Here is a 12,559-nt window from a genome sequence, read left to right as displayed (position 1 = left end):
ATGAAAAGCATATTTTAAGAATTAAGAAGAACAGACAAGCCGAACTATGGAAATCAATTACATACCTACCAAAGAGGGTAAGATTGCAGAAATAACAGGAAATACCACTTTTATTCAAAACCAGGAAGATGCATTAAATCTGATGATGAACTGCCTCTATAACGATGCGGACAAATTGATTTTATACCAAGAAAACATTACCCCAAACTTCTTTAATCTAAAAACCAAACTCGCAGGTGATATCCTTCAAAAATTTTCCACCTATCAAGCCTATCTCGCTATAGTAGGAGATTTTACAGTTTATGAAAGTAAAAGTTTACAGGATTTCATACGGGAAAGCAATCGTATGAAACGTATACACTTTGTATCCTCAAGAGAAGAAGCGCTCGAACTCTTTGGTGGACTACATTAATATAACAACATTATTAATCCAATATATATGAACACACCCAAACCAATTGGCATAATTCTAGGAGCTGCAGCATTAATTGTCATCATTCTAATGTTCGGCCTGCCCCGTTATAATGTATGGCAACAAGAAATGGCTGGTAAAGCTGAAATGGCCAAAGCAGAACAAAATCGAAAAATCCTCATTGAAGAAGCCAAAGCAAGATTAGAAGCAGAAAAGCTTAATGCTCAGGCAGAAATTGAACGGGCGAAAGGAATGGCTGAAGCTATGAAGTTAGAAAATGGCACACTGAACAGCACCTATAACCAGTATCTATTTATACGGACACTGGAGAAACTAGCAGACAAAGGAGACTTGCCTCAAATTATCTATATGCCTTCAGAAGGATTGGTTCCGGTGCTGGATGTAAGTAAGAAAAACTAATACCAGACTACCAATAAAACTTTCGTGATTTTTGCGAATCACCAACAGGAATGAACCGAACCCGATTATAGCGGGTGAGCTCTTGAATGCCTTCAAAAAAGAATAATGTCATGAAAAAAGTTCTTGATGTCCATTGAACCGAACGAAGAGAGCTCATTGATCCCTTGGAATATAGAATCGAATCAATAATACATACACTTTCAGAAAAAAAGGGGAGCATTTTAGATAATGATCCCCTTTTTTATTTTATTCAAAAACGTTATTCGCCGTCTTCTTTAGCAGCCAAATAACGTTCAGCTTCTAGAGCCGCCATACATCCTGTACCCGCAGCAGTAATTGCTTGACGGTATACATTATCCTGTACGTCACCACATGCAAACACACCTGGAATATTAGTAGCTGTAATGTTTGGTTTTGTAATCAAGTAGCCAGTCTCGTCCATATCTAAAACGTCTTTGAACAACTCTGTGTTTGGCTGATGTCCAATAGCCACAAAGAAACCTGTTACCTCTAAGTCTTTCGTTTCTTTTGTTTGGTTATTCAACACACGTACCCCTGTCACCACCTGACCGTCACCTAAAATTTCTTGTGCTTCACTCATGTAATGAACTTCAATATTCTTCGTATTCATCACACGGTGCACCATTGCTTTTGAAGCACGGAATTCGTCACGGCGAACTAACATATGCACTTTATTACATAGCTTAGCTAAATAGGTAGCTTCCTCAGCCGCTGTATCTCCAGCTCCAACAATAGCTACATCCTGTCCTTTGTAGAAGAACCCATCACATACGGCACATGCCGAAACACCACCACCCATATACAATTGCTCAGACGGCAATCCTAAATATTTAGCTGTAGCACCAGTAGCAATAATCACAGTCTCTGCAGTAACAGTTTTCACACCATCAATAACAACAGTGTGTATACCACCTTCTTTAGAGAAATCAACTTTAGTAGCATAACCAAAACGCACATCTGTTCCGAAGCGCTCTGCTTGCGCACGAAGGTCATCCATCATCGTTGGACCAGTTACCCCCTGCGGATACCCTGGAAAGTTGTCCACCTCAGTAGTCTGAGTCAACTGACCTCCCGGTACTATACCTGTATAAACGACAGGCTTCAAATCGGCACGCGCCGCATAAATAGCTGCAGTATATCCAGCCGGACCTGAGCCAATGATTAGACATTTTACGTGTTCAATCTCTTGTTGTGTATTCATCTATTTTCTATTATTCTATATTACTTCCCAAATCTATCTTGCAAACTCTTTAACATATCATTCGTTATAGGTTTACCAGGCTCATCCACCTTTTTCTTAAACTCACGCTTCACATGCCCCTCTCCTTCAGTAGCCTCTTTTGTTTTTACTTCTTTTTTCTGGCTTTTGTACGCATTCCAGATATTCTCTAATACCTTTTTAGTATAACGTGGAAAATCTCCATTTTGCATCCAAGCATAGTAACTTGGTTCGACATCAAACACATCCGTCACATTTTTACCTTTATGTTTACCAAAATTAATAGTCACCTCCCCATCTTCATTGTAGACCAAACGTCCCGCAAAATCAACAGGCTTGGACAGGTTTGTAAACGTATGTAGCGCTTGCACATCATTCACTACAGGATAAGATACTTCTCCATGCTTATCTTCAAAAGCAACCCCATTATATTTTTCCAACTGCGCTTTAAGCACCTCATAAGTAGCACGTACATCCGCCTCAGCTTGGTGCGCATTCTCCAGACTTTGATCACAATAGAAACGATAGGCTGCTTTCAGCGTACGTTGCTCCATTTGATGGAATATATTCTGTACATCAATAAAAGCCCGTCCTTCCAAAGAAAAATCAACTCCCGCGGCCAAGAACTCTTCCATCAGCATAGGGACATCAAATTTATTGGAATTATACCCTGCCAAGTCAGCATCACCAATAAAATCAGCAATCTCTTGAGCCAAATCTTTAAAGAGCGGCAAGTCTTTTACATCTTCATCATAAATACCATGAAACAATGATGATGCTGGTGGAATTGGAATCCCAGGATTAACCTTTTTTGTATACACTTCCTCACTGCCACCAGGCAATATTTTTACGATAGCAATCTCAACAACCTTGTCCGTAGCAATATTTACACCTGTAGTTTCTAAGTCAAAAAAGGCTAGCGGTCTTCTCAAATTTAATTCCATGGGCTAAAGATAATTCTAAATCTGTATATACAAAAATACTGAATCCAAATCGTTACAATATCACTCTCCTGTCAATAAAAACGTTTCAAAACCAAAAATTTTACACCAACTCTCCCCTTCAACTATAACTTTCGGCGAAATAAAAAAGGGCAGAAACAAATCTACCCTTCTTTATTTTTTTGATAAAATAACCTTTATTATCCTAACGTCTCTTTCAACCGTTGAATCTGATGATCAACCAACTTTTGTAAAGGGCCCGAAGCCATCATCTTCATCATCATATTAAGCTGTGCTTCGATGACAAATGTAGCTCTAGTTTCATTTCCCTGCTCCTCCAATCTCCAAGCTAATTTAATATCGAAAGGAGCCTCTTCAGAAGGCACACAGACAATCTCCTTGTTTTCAATACGCTGACTGATTTTTAACGCTAATTTCGCCATATTTTTAATGGTAAAACGAGCTTCGTCTGCAGTCGATGTCCAATTATAAATATTCTCGGGCATCAGCTGCTCATGGTTGTTCAAATCAGCCAAGAAAGTATAAACCTCACCTATAGGTTTGTTTATAATTACGTTGTTCTGGATAACAGTCATATCACTAAAGATTTATATTTTTAAACTTCAGACGTCCAGTTTGCCGGATCCACACGCCACTGTTCTAAAACAGCAATATCAGCCTCTAGAACATAACTCTTATCTACCGCAACATGGATAAGCGCATTATAGTCACATAGACTGAATAATGGACATTTTGCCTCAGCAAAGTTTGTTGTCGCTACATCTAGACCGTACGTAAAGATAGAAACCAATCCAACAACATTACATCCTGCATCACGCAAAGCCTTTACAGCTTGCAATGAGCTTTTCCCCGTAGAGACGAGATCCTCGATAACGACTACACGTTGTCCCGAGACAACCTCTCCCTCGATTAAATTCTGACGGCCATGCTCTTTAGCACTAGCACGTACATAAGAAAAAGGCAAACCTAAATCCTGTGCAACCAATACACCCTGAGGTATTCCTGCAGTTGCCACACCCGATATCATATCTACCGATCCAAACTCCTCTTGGATTAATTGAGAAAGCTTTTGACGTATATACGTACGAATAGCTGGATGCGATAATGCGACACGATTATCACAGTAAATTGGAGACTTCCACCCTGATGCCCATGTAAAAGGACTTTTAGGTTGTAATTTTATTGCTTTAATTTGCAATAAGGATTCAGCAATTTTTTGTTCAACCTCATTAAAATTATTCATGGCACAAATTTATAAAATTTATATGAACCAAAGCCTGCTAATTTTAGCAGATTTTGCCCCTTCTATCAAAGGAAACGTACAAACTATTGGTTTACAAGATATTGATATGGAAAAACTTTTCAACAGTATCACGAAAAACAATGACATAACTTACCTCTATGTACACCCTAACATTAACCAGGTGTTAAAAAACATACTTTCTACCGTAAAAATAATTCATGCAGCAGGTGGATTGGTGAAAAATGGAGAAGGAGATTACCTTTTTATTTATAGGCTCGACAAATGGGATTTACCGAAAGGAAAGGTCGAAGAGTCTGAAAAAATGAAAGATGCTGCTCTCCGTGAAGTAGAAGAAGAATGCGGTATAAAAGTAAACTATCTGGGGCCTAAAATTGCCACAACCTACCACACCTATTATATGCGTGGCAAATTTGTCCTAAAACAAACCAAGTGGTATGAAATGGGGGCAAACAAAGTCCCTAAATTAATTCCTCAAACCGAAGAAGACATCACACAAGCAATCTGGCTTGATCCGAGAGAATTAGATAAAGTAGAAGGCAACACCTACCCTCTAATTAATGAAATTATAGAAAAAATAAAGAAGAAAAAGAAAAAAAACAGTAGCCTAAAATAGGACTACAGCTCCTCCGTTAGCCTTACTTGACTACCGGAGGAGCATATATCCGCCCCAAATCTTGGGGAGATAATTCATGGCGCTTTTGCTTTTCCCAGGCAACTATAAGTTTTGCCATCATATCATAACGCGCCAATCCCTCGGGTTGATTGTTATGTTGCAAATATTGATTATAAAACAGACTGGTAAGCTGCTCAATCCAACCTTGCTTGGATTGCCAAAAAGCATACTCTTCCTTAAAATCTGCACGTACTTTTTCAGACAGCATATTACGAACTCGCTCCAATTGCTCTTTATCTCCATACAAGGGCTTCAAAAGGCTCTGTATCGCGGCATAATACGCAGCATATCTGTACCAGCCATTTTCATGATCCACCAATAAACGAAAAGCAATAAAATTACACTCATCCTCAAATCCAATTCCCATCTGATGAGCCAACTCGTGTACATATACAAAAGGATAGGAAGAATTAGGAATCTCCTGATTAACATGAGCCTCCATACTAAATGGATTGAAATATCCGGACACCGTAAAGTAAGAAACCAACGCACTCGACAAAGGACTTTTTGCGTGCACCTGAGTCTTGGACAGCAAAGGAGCAAATACCGTATCCTGCCGGATATATTCCTGTAGATCCACCCTCACCCCCAATCGAGACTGGCTTTTTACATCCAATTGATCTCGCAATGTATTAGCCATCACAATATACTTCCCCAGCACATCCCTATAATCGTTCGCATGCGTTTCATCAACATCCAGCCCCAGATGCTTTGTAATAGGTAGCCTATAATAATTAAGCCCCCAATTCACATAAAAAAAAGTATACAGCACACAAAGGAAAGTCAAAAGACGCAATACATATCGCCCTCCTTTCTGCCAGTTCTTTTTTACCAAGGATCGCATCATCCCTATAAATAACCCCGCAATAACGAGGACAAATAGGAAATAAAGTAAATCGCCCACACTAAACGGAACCCAAGAAAAGAGAATAACAGACAAATAAGAAAACAGCGGATAGAACCCTCGCGAATAATACCGTTCTATCCATTCCGGTTGGTCTTTCAAAAAGAACAGCCCAAATTGGAAAAGCACAGTACCTCCCAAAAGCACATAATACTTAATATTACGTTGGTTATTACCCCTCGCTCTCATTTTCGTAATACAACTTATAGTAGTTCATCCCTTTCTCCTCATCATACCCATGTTCCAAATATTCCCGTTTCCCATGTACATAAACATGGAAATTCTTATCCAGCTTAATAACCGACTTATAGGAAGACTGCATTTTCTTTACCGCTGGAGTTGCAATCTCAAAGTTAGCCTGAAAAGGCAAATCAAACTCATCCTCAAAATTCTGCTTATACTCATTAAATAAACCCACAGCCTGAGGATTACCGATAACCTCCTCTTCAAACTCAGCACTATCAAATGTCTCTTTCGTCTTAAAATAATTCATAGACCGATTCAATAGATCTATCTTATCTGCAGTTTCCAGCTCAAAGACTTCATCCAACTTCTCATTAACAAAGTTTTTATACACCTTCATCAGGTTGCCTGTCTGTTGGTAATTGTCATTCCGGGATTTAAGCTGCAGAAAATTATCCTTCCAATATACCGCTTCCGACTGATTCGTCTGATCGACGACAAGAACCTTAAATCCTTCCTCAGCTTCCGTATTGACAATAACGACCCCTTTATCCAGTTTATTGATATTGATAGCCTCTTGCTCATAGTTCAACTGAAAGCCCCCTTGTTCCGGATATACTTTCAGATAAGCTTCTTTATTCTCTGACTTAAAAATACCCACAGCACTCCAATCCTCTCCTTCCATCTGCACATTCTTTAGCGATACCACATATACCTCCCCTGGCTTAATCTTAGGATGTTCGGACACCTCATACAGATGCTTAGTGACCTGTTGCGAAAATTCATGAAAATCAATCTCCCGATCGAAAAATTTCTTACTAAAGTGATAGACTTCGTTGAGTTGCAATTCCTCATTCGGATGAAAAAAACGATACACCTCATTGGCCTTAACGAAAGGTTTCATAAAGTACTGCATCAATAAATCCGGCAATACCTCATCCCCCACTAAATCCACAGGCGCCTCGGATAAGATATAGAACTCATCATTGGCTTTATTGCCAACATGGTGTATGGATAAATTTTCAAAAGAGGCATCTTGATAAAAAAACATAGTATAAAATTAAAAGTCAGAAGTTAAAAATTAGAAATCAAAAATAGCAATTGCTGCTCGATAAGTCTCGACATGCGCATTGACAATATCCCGAATCTGCGTCGAATACCCACCTCCCATACTGACCTGTACCGGAACTTTTCGTACATTACAGCTTTCCAACACCATCCTATCCCGCTCTCGGCATCCGGCAGCAGACACCTTCAGTTTACCAAGCTTGTCCGAACTTAAGATATCGACTCCTGCTTGATAAAAAACAAAATCAGGATTAACAGTTTCAAAAACAAAGGCAAGATTCTCCCCTAGTAACTGTAAATACTGCTCATCCAGGATTCCATCCTCCAGAGCAACATCCCTATCGGAGCGCTCTTTGATAAAAGGAAAATTCTTGTCCCCATGCATTGAAAAAGTATACACCTCAGGTATACCACTAAAGATATGTGCCGTACCATTACCTTGATGCACATCCAGATCAATAATCAAAACACGTGTTGCCAATCCCTGCTCCAACAGATAAGCCGCCGCTATAGCCTGATCGTTCATCAGACAGAACCCCTCCCCAAAATCGCGACCTGCATGATGCGTACCTCCAGCCACATTAAAGGAGATACCATAGTCCAACGCAAACAAAGCAGACTTCAGGGTACCGTCCACCAAATAACGTTCTCGATCGACCAATTCCTGTGTCAACGGAAAACCTATACGCCGCACCATCTTTGCATCCAACGTCAAATCAAACAACCGATGCAAATACCCTACATCATGAGCCAGCGCCGCCGTTTCAAAATCAACCATTTCGGGCTCAAAAAAATTAACAGCAGAGACCAGCCCTTCGTAGCAAAGCTGCTCAGGAATCAGTTCATACTTCAACATCGGAAAGCGATGCCCCTCACGTACAGGGTGAACATATTGGGTATGATAGGCGATTTTCAGCAATTCGTTATATTTTCAACCTACGAAAATACAAAGAAGTAAATAATTCGGGGAATTATATATTCTTACAATCCGAACATAACAATCAGCTATCACCATTACAAGAACTTGCTTCGATTTGTCGGAAAGGAACGACGACCACCGAAGGCAGATGTGTAGCAAACTAATTTATCCAAAAGCACAACCGTCCAATCTTAATAATACTGAAATAACAACAAACACAGCCCCTGCACTTTGCCAAACACGAATATTTCTTATCTTAGAAAACAATTATACTTTACAGACAACAATGGAAGAAATAAAAACGTTACCTCAATTAAGCCAAGAAGAGATTCGCGTCTTAGGATGCCTGTTGGAAAAGTCGAAAACCACCCCCGAATATTACCCCATGACCATCAATGGGCTGCAAACAGCTTGTAACCAGAAGACATCGCGCAAGCCCGTGGTAAATTATGATGAAAGCACCATCATCAGCACCTTAGATGGTTTAAAGCGCCGCGGGTTAGTATCTACTGTGGTAGGCGGGGGTTCACGCGTCACCAAATACAAGCACAATATTGCTATTCAATACCCTTTAGTACCTGCCGAGCTAGCTGCTCTATGTCTATTATTCTTAAGAGGCCCCCTTACGGCTGGAGAAATCAACTCCAACTCAGGACGTCTTTACGAATTCGAAACATTAGATGAAGTACAGGAATTATTAAATAAACTCGCAGAAGACGAAACACCCTATGTCAGGTTATTGGCCAAACGCCCCGGACAGAAGGAAGCCCGATACATCCATCTTTTTGGCGAATTCGACGAAGAAGACTACGAAACAAGTGCTACAACAGTCTCCACAGGATCAAGCGCTCAGGTACAAGCTTTAGAAGAACGGGTAACAACATTAGAAACAGAACTAGCAACCTTACGCGAAGAGTTCAATAAGCTTATGGCAGAATTAAGCTAAAAACAACAATGAAAAGAACAATTTCCCTGATTGCCGGAATATTTGGCATGCTAACCATAAGTTTTGCCCAGACCTTTGTACCCCTAGTAGAAAACAAGCCTTCCAGTTTCAGAGGGTTGGCAACTTATGGAAAAGAGACCGTATGGGTATCTGGAAGCAAAGGAACCGTGGGCTACTCTAACGACAAAGGCAAGAGCTGGAAATGGGTAAATCCCATGGGGTATGAAAATATTGATTTCAGAGATATTGCTGTCATCAACAAAAAGGAAGCCTTAGTCATGGGAGTCGGCTCCCCTGCCATTGTACTAAAAACGAAAGATGCGGGAAAAACATGGGTCAAAGTCTATGAAGATAACCGGCCCGAGATTTTCCTGGACGACCTGACCTTAAATGGAAAAACAGGCTATATCTTAGGAGACCCTATCAACGGAGCCTTTCAGCTTTTAAAAACCACAGACAAGGGGAACTCCTGGAAGGATGTAAGCAACGAGTTCATACTCTTTGCCGATTCAGGAGAAGCCGCATTTGCAGCTTCCGGTTCCTCTATGAAACAATGGAAAGAAAGACTCTATATCGGAACAGGAGGAAGATATGCTAGCTTTTTTGACCTTAATCCCAAAGCTCTCCGCGTTGACAAATACGATTGTCCTATCGTAGCGAGCAAAGCCTCTGCAGGGATATTTGCTATTGATTTCATTAACCCCAACACCGGTATTGCAGTAGGCGGCGATTACTTATCCGACAAGGACAATACCAACAACATACTCCTTACCAATGACGCCGGAAAAAACTGGTTCAGACCAGACACACCTGTGCTAGGATACCGTTCGGATGTATGCTATATCACCGAAAAAATCGTACTGGCCACCGGAACATCTGGCACAGACATTTCCTACGATGGGGGCATGAACTGGAAGAACATATCCCAAGATAGTTTTAACACAATCAGCAAAAGCCCTGATAATAAAACCATATACTTAACGGGGTCAAAGGGCAATATTTTCAGGCTAATTTTATAGCCTTTTAGCATAATATTTACCGGCTATTACATTTTAAAACAACAGCTGGTAAATATTACTTATAGTCGATAAGTAGCCTCATATAAGGTAACAACCAAAGAAAACTAATCCACGTTCATTCATCCGCAAATGGTATATCTTCATTATATAAATAAAACAGCGAAGCCCCATACTATTGTATAGTATAGGGCCTCTGCAAAATTAAAAACAGTAAATCTTTAAACTTATAACCTATCCGATAGGCTCCAGATATTGCGCATAACAATATCCCTCTTCCCCATCTTTTGTCCGTACCAACCACCATTGGCTATTCGCCCTGCTGATTAAGGTAATAATCTCGTTCTTAGCAGCCTTTCCTACAATAGGTTGGTCTGTCCCTGGTCCTTTACGCACATTAAGGTTTGAGTTCTCTGTAATAACACGAGCCTGTGTACCCGCTACCGCTGTAGACACATCTACATTCATAACCACATCACCAGATAAAAAATTAGGGTCTATCTGATTATAGATATCCCATAGTTTGTTCTTGACATCAGCATTCGGAGCTGTACCTCTTATTTGTAAAACGCCATCCTGTTCTGCCATCTGCAGATCACTGATACCTGATGCATTAGCGGTATCAATCAAAACTTTATATTTATTTAGTAAAGACATATTTTCTTTTGTTTTAAAATCACTATTTAACAACTAACGCCGACATATCCACTTTTTTAGGATTCAAGGCATCCAACGATTGCTTCAAAACCATAACCCGCGCCTGCTCCAATGTACCTGTAACCGTAATCACACCTGCTGCTGCTGTAGCTTTCACCGTTGGAAAATCTTTTGTTGCGTCCACAATCTTAGCGGTCAGGTCTGCATCATTGGTATTGATTTCTATAGGAGCCTGTACGGTGATATTATTGATAACAGATTTCACACCTTTAGTATCCGCAGCTTTGGCCGAACTTTCTAAAGCCATACGTTCATCTTCTGAACCTACTGTACCTGTCAGGGTAACTACACCATCCTTAACATCCACCATTACCGTTGGGCTTGTACTAACTGCCGTTTCTACCTTCGTTTTTAAATCCGCATCCGATATCTTGGATTTACAGGAAATTGTTCCAAAGGCAACTACTCCAGCCACCAGGAACATGGATAATACTTTTCTTAAACTCATAATCCTATTGTTTTAAAATTTCAATAAAAAAACAGTTAAGAGTTACATTTGTTTGGAAGAAAGGTTTATTTTTTTTCGACAGGATTAAGAACACAAAACATATTGTATCTTAGCAAGACAGTTGCCACTATAGCCAAAACAACAAAAAACATGGTCTTTAAATCAAAAATCAGCACAGGACTGCTAATCTTACTTCTAGTTGCCATTTCACTTGCGCCTGCCATTATGTTATACCATAGCACGCATGTATGGGAAGCTATAGTTCTTTTAGTACTAACTTCCATAATATGTCTTCCTACTCTGCTCAACACGCACTATACCATTGAAGAAAATGTATTAAAAATCAGGAGCGGTCTACTTTATAAAAAAAATATCCCTATAGACAGCGTCCGAAAAATCGTAGAGACCAACAATATGGTCAGTTCACCAGCTGCATCCCTTGATCGATTAGAAATTTTCTTTAACAGCTTTGATTCTGTCCTGATATCGCCAAAGGACAAAGCCGGCTTTATCAGCACCATTCAAGAGATCAATCCAAAGATCGAGGTTGTGTACAAGACCTAACATGTCTTTCCAGATCTTTTATTGCAGCCATAACCATCGATAAGTCCGATTGTCCATCTGGAAAAACACGCGTACTATAAGCATGAAATTTCCATACCTCCAATACCTCCTCCACAGCTACTGTATAGGGACGATATGCAGGATTAAGCGACGACAGCAAAAACTGCCCCTCAGGAAGCCAGCTCACCAACTTGAATACAAAATCCTGTTGCCCCTTTAATAGCACAATACAAGGTGTACCGGCAGGAAGAGCTGTCCAATCTTCCACATAACTTCCCGTAACATCACTTCCATCTGGAATCGGCAACATCGAATCACCTACAATAGGAAAAATACGGTAAGTCCCCCCTTGTAGATGAGGCAATGAATATTTAGGCAAACTGGCTATAAACTCAGGATCTGCATAACTGGCCGCATACCCTGCCTTAGCCTTGATCGGTACATATTCCACATGCTCATTATTGCTTTTATCTACACTGATGGCCAATACCCGAAGATTCCCCCCTTTTATAAAAACATCATTGCCCGACTCCAACTCTCTCAGTTTTAATTCGCCCAATAGCGGAAGGTTAACCTTGAGCAGGGTATCTATACTTACAGCAAAAAAATTAGAGAAATTCAGATAATCCTCCGGTTGAGGCGCTTTGGTATTCCCCGCCTCAATAGAAGCTAACTTGGCTCTTGTCAATCCCAATTTTTCTGCCGCTGCTTCCTGACTCAATCCCTGTCGTGTCCGAAGGAATTTAATATTAGACGCAAAAAATATTTTTTGATTTACCGACTTCATTTGTTATTATAGATAACATCATATTGTTATTATTAA

16 protein-coding genes are annotated in these 12,559 nt (G+C 40.1%); 6 read left to right on the top strand and 10 right to left on the bottom strand.

The genetic code is table 11. The annotated features are described in order from the left end of the window. Positions 1 to 46 precede the first annotated feature (46 nt). Positions 47 to 412: a DUF4180 domain-containing protein gene (locus tag JKG64_RS12600; protein WP_210354672.1), complete on the top strand. Its 366-nt coding sequence runs from the start codon at positions 47 to 49 to the stop codon at positions 410 to 412. A gap of 27 nt (positions 413 to 439) precedes the next feature. Further along, a complete protein-coding gene (locus tag JKG64_RS12595; RefSeq protein ID WP_210354671.1) occupies positions 440 to 832 on the top strand; it encodes a flotillin family protein in 393 nt (130 codons plus the stop codon). A gap of 259 nt (positions 833 to 1,091) precedes the next feature. Here JKG64_RS12595 and trxB read toward each other — a convergent pair whose 3' ends face one another. The 4 genes from trxB to pyrE form a co-directional block, all read right to left on the bottom strand. After that, entirely contained in the window at positions 1,092 to 2,054 is a 963-nt protein-coding gene (trxB, locus tag JKG64_RS12590; RefSeq protein WP_133584413.1) for a thioredoxin-disulfide reductase, read from the bottom strand. Between the two features lie 20 nt (positions 2,055 to 2,074). Further along, positions 2,075 to 3,016, bottom strand: a complete 942-nt coding sequence (locus JKG64_RS12585; protein ID WP_210354670.1) for a 3'-5' exonuclease — start codon at positions 3,014 to 3,016, stop codon at positions 2,075 to 2,077. Between the two features lie 197 nt (positions 3,017 to 3,213). Continuing rightward, positions 3,214 to 3,609: an SRPBCC family protein gene (locus JKG64_RS12580; RefSeq protein ID WP_210354669.1), complete on the bottom strand. Its 396-nt coding sequence runs from the start codon at positions 3,607 to 3,609 to the stop codon at positions 3,214 to 3,216. 20 nt (positions 3,610 to 3,629) lie between these two features. After that, positions 3,630 to 4,277: an orotate phosphoribosyltransferase gene (gene pyrE / locus JKG64_RS12575; RefSeq protein ID WP_133584410.1), complete on the bottom strand. Its 648-nt coding sequence runs from the start codon at positions 4,275 to 4,277 to the stop codon at positions 3,630 to 3,632. On the opposite strand from pyrE, the gene JKG64_RS12570 reads away from it, so the two are divergent. Then, complete coding sequence (locus JKG64_RS12570) at positions 4,276 to 4,911, top strand: NUDIX hydrolase (RefSeq protein WP_210354668.1); 636 nt, start codon at positions 4,276 to 4,278, stop codon at positions 4,909 to 4,911. The two genes, pyrE and JKG64_RS12570, sit on opposite strands and share 2 nt — an antisense overlap. A gap of 22 nt (positions 4,912 to 4,933) precedes the next feature. Here JKG64_RS12570 and JKG64_RS12565 read toward each other — a convergent pair whose 3' ends face one another. Genes JKG64_RS12565 through JKG64_RS12555 form a run of 3 tightly spaced genes read right to left on the bottom strand, consistent with a single transcriptional unit; the run spans position 4,934 to position 8,045 of the window. Further along, complete coding sequence (locus tag JKG64_RS12565) at positions 4,934 to 6,064, bottom strand: DUF3810 domain-containing protein (protein ID WP_210354667.1); 1,131 nt, start codon at positions 6,062 to 6,064, stop codon at positions 4,934 to 4,936. Next, on the bottom strand, positions 6,048 to 7,109 hold the full coding sequence (locus tag JKG64_RS12560) for a nucleoid-associated protein (protein ID WP_210354666.1): 1,062 nt from the start codon (positions 7,107 to 7,109) through the stop codon (positions 6,048 to 6,050). The genes JKG64_RS12565 and JKG64_RS12560 overlap by 17 nt, the downstream gene beginning before the upstream one ends. A 30-nt stretch (positions 7,110 to 7,139) precedes the next feature. Continuing rightward, positions 7,140 to 8,045: a histone deacetylase family protein gene (locus JKG64_RS12555; RefSeq protein ID WP_246512586.1), complete on the bottom strand. Its 906-nt coding sequence runs from the start codon at positions 8,043 to 8,045 to the stop codon at positions 7,140 to 7,142. 286 nt (positions 8,046 to 8,331) lie between these two features. Here JKG64_RS12555 and JKG64_RS12550 point away from each other — a divergent pair, with 286 nt between their 5' ends. Both JKG64_RS12550 and JKG64_RS12545 read left to right on the top strand, forming a co-directional pair. Further along, positions 8,332 to 8,991, top strand: coding sequence for a YceH family protein (locus JKG64_RS12550; protein WP_210354939.1), 660 nt, complete (start codon positions 8,332 to 8,334; stop codon positions 8,989 to 8,991). An 8-nt stretch (positions 8,992 to 8,999) separates the two neighbouring features. Further along, the gene (locus JKG64_RS12545) at positions 9,000 to 10,010 is read left to right on the top strand and encodes a YCF48-related protein (protein WP_210354665.1); all 1,011 of its coding nucleotides are present in this window, start codon (positions 9,000 to 9,002) and stop codon (positions 10,008 to 10,010) included. 231 nt (positions 10,011 to 10,241) lie between these two features. On the opposite strand, the gene JKG64_RS12540 is transcribed toward JKG64_RS12545, so the two are convergent. Further along, positions 10,242 to 10,664 carry an SH3 domain-containing protein gene (locus JKG64_RS12540; RefSeq protein WP_133584349.1) on the bottom strand — a complete coding sequence of 141 codons (423 nt, stop codon included), beginning with the start codon at positions 10,662 to 10,664 and terminating at the stop codon, positions 10,242 to 10,244. Positions 10,665 to 10,686: 22 nt separating this feature from the next. Then, positions 10,687 to 11,172, bottom strand: coding sequence for a BON domain-containing protein (locus JKG64_RS12535; protein ID WP_210354664.1), 486 nt, complete (start codon positions 11,170 to 11,172; stop codon positions 10,687 to 10,689). 150 nt (positions 11,173 to 11,322) lie between these two features. Between JKG64_RS12535 and JKG64_RS12530 the strand changes: the two genes are divergently transcribed. After that, positions 11,323 to 11,736 (top strand): PH domain-containing protein, encoded by a 414-nt coding sequence (locus JKG64_RS12530; protein ID WP_210354663.1) that lies wholly within the window; start codon positions 11,323 to 11,325, stop codon positions 11,734 to 11,736. On the opposite strand, the gene JKG64_RS12525 is transcribed toward JKG64_RS12530, so the two are convergent. Then, positions 11,702 to 12,523 (bottom strand): XRE family transcriptional regulator, encoded by an 822-nt coding sequence (locus JKG64_RS12525; protein ID WP_210354662.1) that lies wholly within the window; start codon positions 12,521 to 12,523, stop codon positions 11,702 to 11,704. The two genes, JKG64_RS12530 and JKG64_RS12525, sit on opposite strands and share 35 nt — an antisense overlap. Positions 12,524 to 12,559 lie beyond the last annotated feature (36 nt).

It is taken from the genome of Sphingobacterium tabacisoli, from assembly GCF_017908035.1.
Classification (GTDB): Bacteria; Bacteroidota; Bacteroidia; order Sphingobacteriales; family Sphingobacteriaceae; genus Sphingobacterium; species Sphingobacterium tabacisoli.
The sequence above is the reverse complement of the archived record's forward strand: the minus strand, read 5'-3'. Positions and strand labels throughout refer to the sequence as shown.

What these genes read in the sequence shown, in the direction of transcription:
- JKG64_RS12600 (WP_210354672.1), top strand. Translation starts at nt 47, where the DNA reads ATGGAAATCAATTACATACCTACCAAAGAGGGTAAGATTGCAGAAATA.
- JKG64_RS12595 (WP_210354671.1), top strand. Translation starts at nt 440, where the DNA reads ATGAACACACCCAAACCAATTGGCATAATTCTAGGAGCTGCAGCATTA.
- trxB (WP_133584413.1), bottom strand. Translation starts at nt 2,054, where the DNA reads ATGAATACACAACAAGAGATTGAACACGTAAAATGTCTAATCATTGGC.
- JKG64_RS12585 (WP_210354670.1), bottom strand. Translation starts at nt 3,016, where the DNA reads ATGGAATTAAATTTGAGAAGACCGCTAGCCTTTTTTGACTTAGAAACT.
- JKG64_RS12580 (WP_210354669.1), bottom strand. Translation starts at nt 3,609, where the DNA reads ATGACTGTTATCCAGAACAACGTAATTATAAACAAACCTATAGGTGAG.
- JKG64_RS12570 (WP_210354668.1), top strand. Translation starts at nt 4,276, where the DNA reads ATGGCACAAATTTATAAAATTTATATGAACCAAAGCCTGCTAATTTTA.
- pyrE (WP_133584410.1), bottom strand. Translation starts at nt 4,277, where the DNA reads ATGAATAATTTTAATGAGGTTGAACAAAAAATTGCTGAATCCTTATTG.
- JKG64_RS12565 (WP_210354667.1), bottom strand. Translation starts at nt 6,064, where the DNA reads ATGAGAGCGAGGGGTAATAACCAACGTAATATTAAGTATTATGTGCTT.
- JKG64_RS12560 (WP_210354666.1), bottom strand. Translation starts at nt 7,109, where the DNA reads ATGTTTTTTTATCAAGATGCCTCTTTTGAAAATTTATCCATACACCAT.
- JKG64_RS12550 (WP_210354939.1), top strand. Translation starts at nt 8,332, where the DNA reads ATGGAAGAAATAAAAACGTTACCTCAATTAAGCCAAGAAGAGATTCGC.
- JKG64_RS12545 (WP_210354665.1), top strand. Translation starts at nt 9,000, where the DNA reads ATGAAAAGAACAATTTCCCTGATTGCCGGAATATTTGGCATGCTAACC.
- JKG64_RS12540 (WP_133584349.1), bottom strand. Translation starts at nt 10,664, where the DNA reads ATGTCTTTACTAAATAAATATAAAGTTTTGATTGATACCGCTAATGCA.
- JKG64_RS12535 (WP_210354664.1), bottom strand. Translation starts at nt 11,172, where the DNA reads ATGAGTTTAAGAAAAGTATTATCCATGTTCCTGGTGGCTGGAGTAGTT.
- JKG64_RS12530 (WP_210354663.1), top strand. Translation starts at nt 11,323, where the DNA reads ATGGTCTTTAAATCAAAAATCAGCACAGGACTGCTAATCTTACTTCTA.
- JKG64_RS12525 (WP_210354662.1), bottom strand. Translation starts at nt 12,523, where the DNA reads ATGAAGTCGGTAAATCAAAAAATATTTTTTGCGTCTAATATTAAATTC.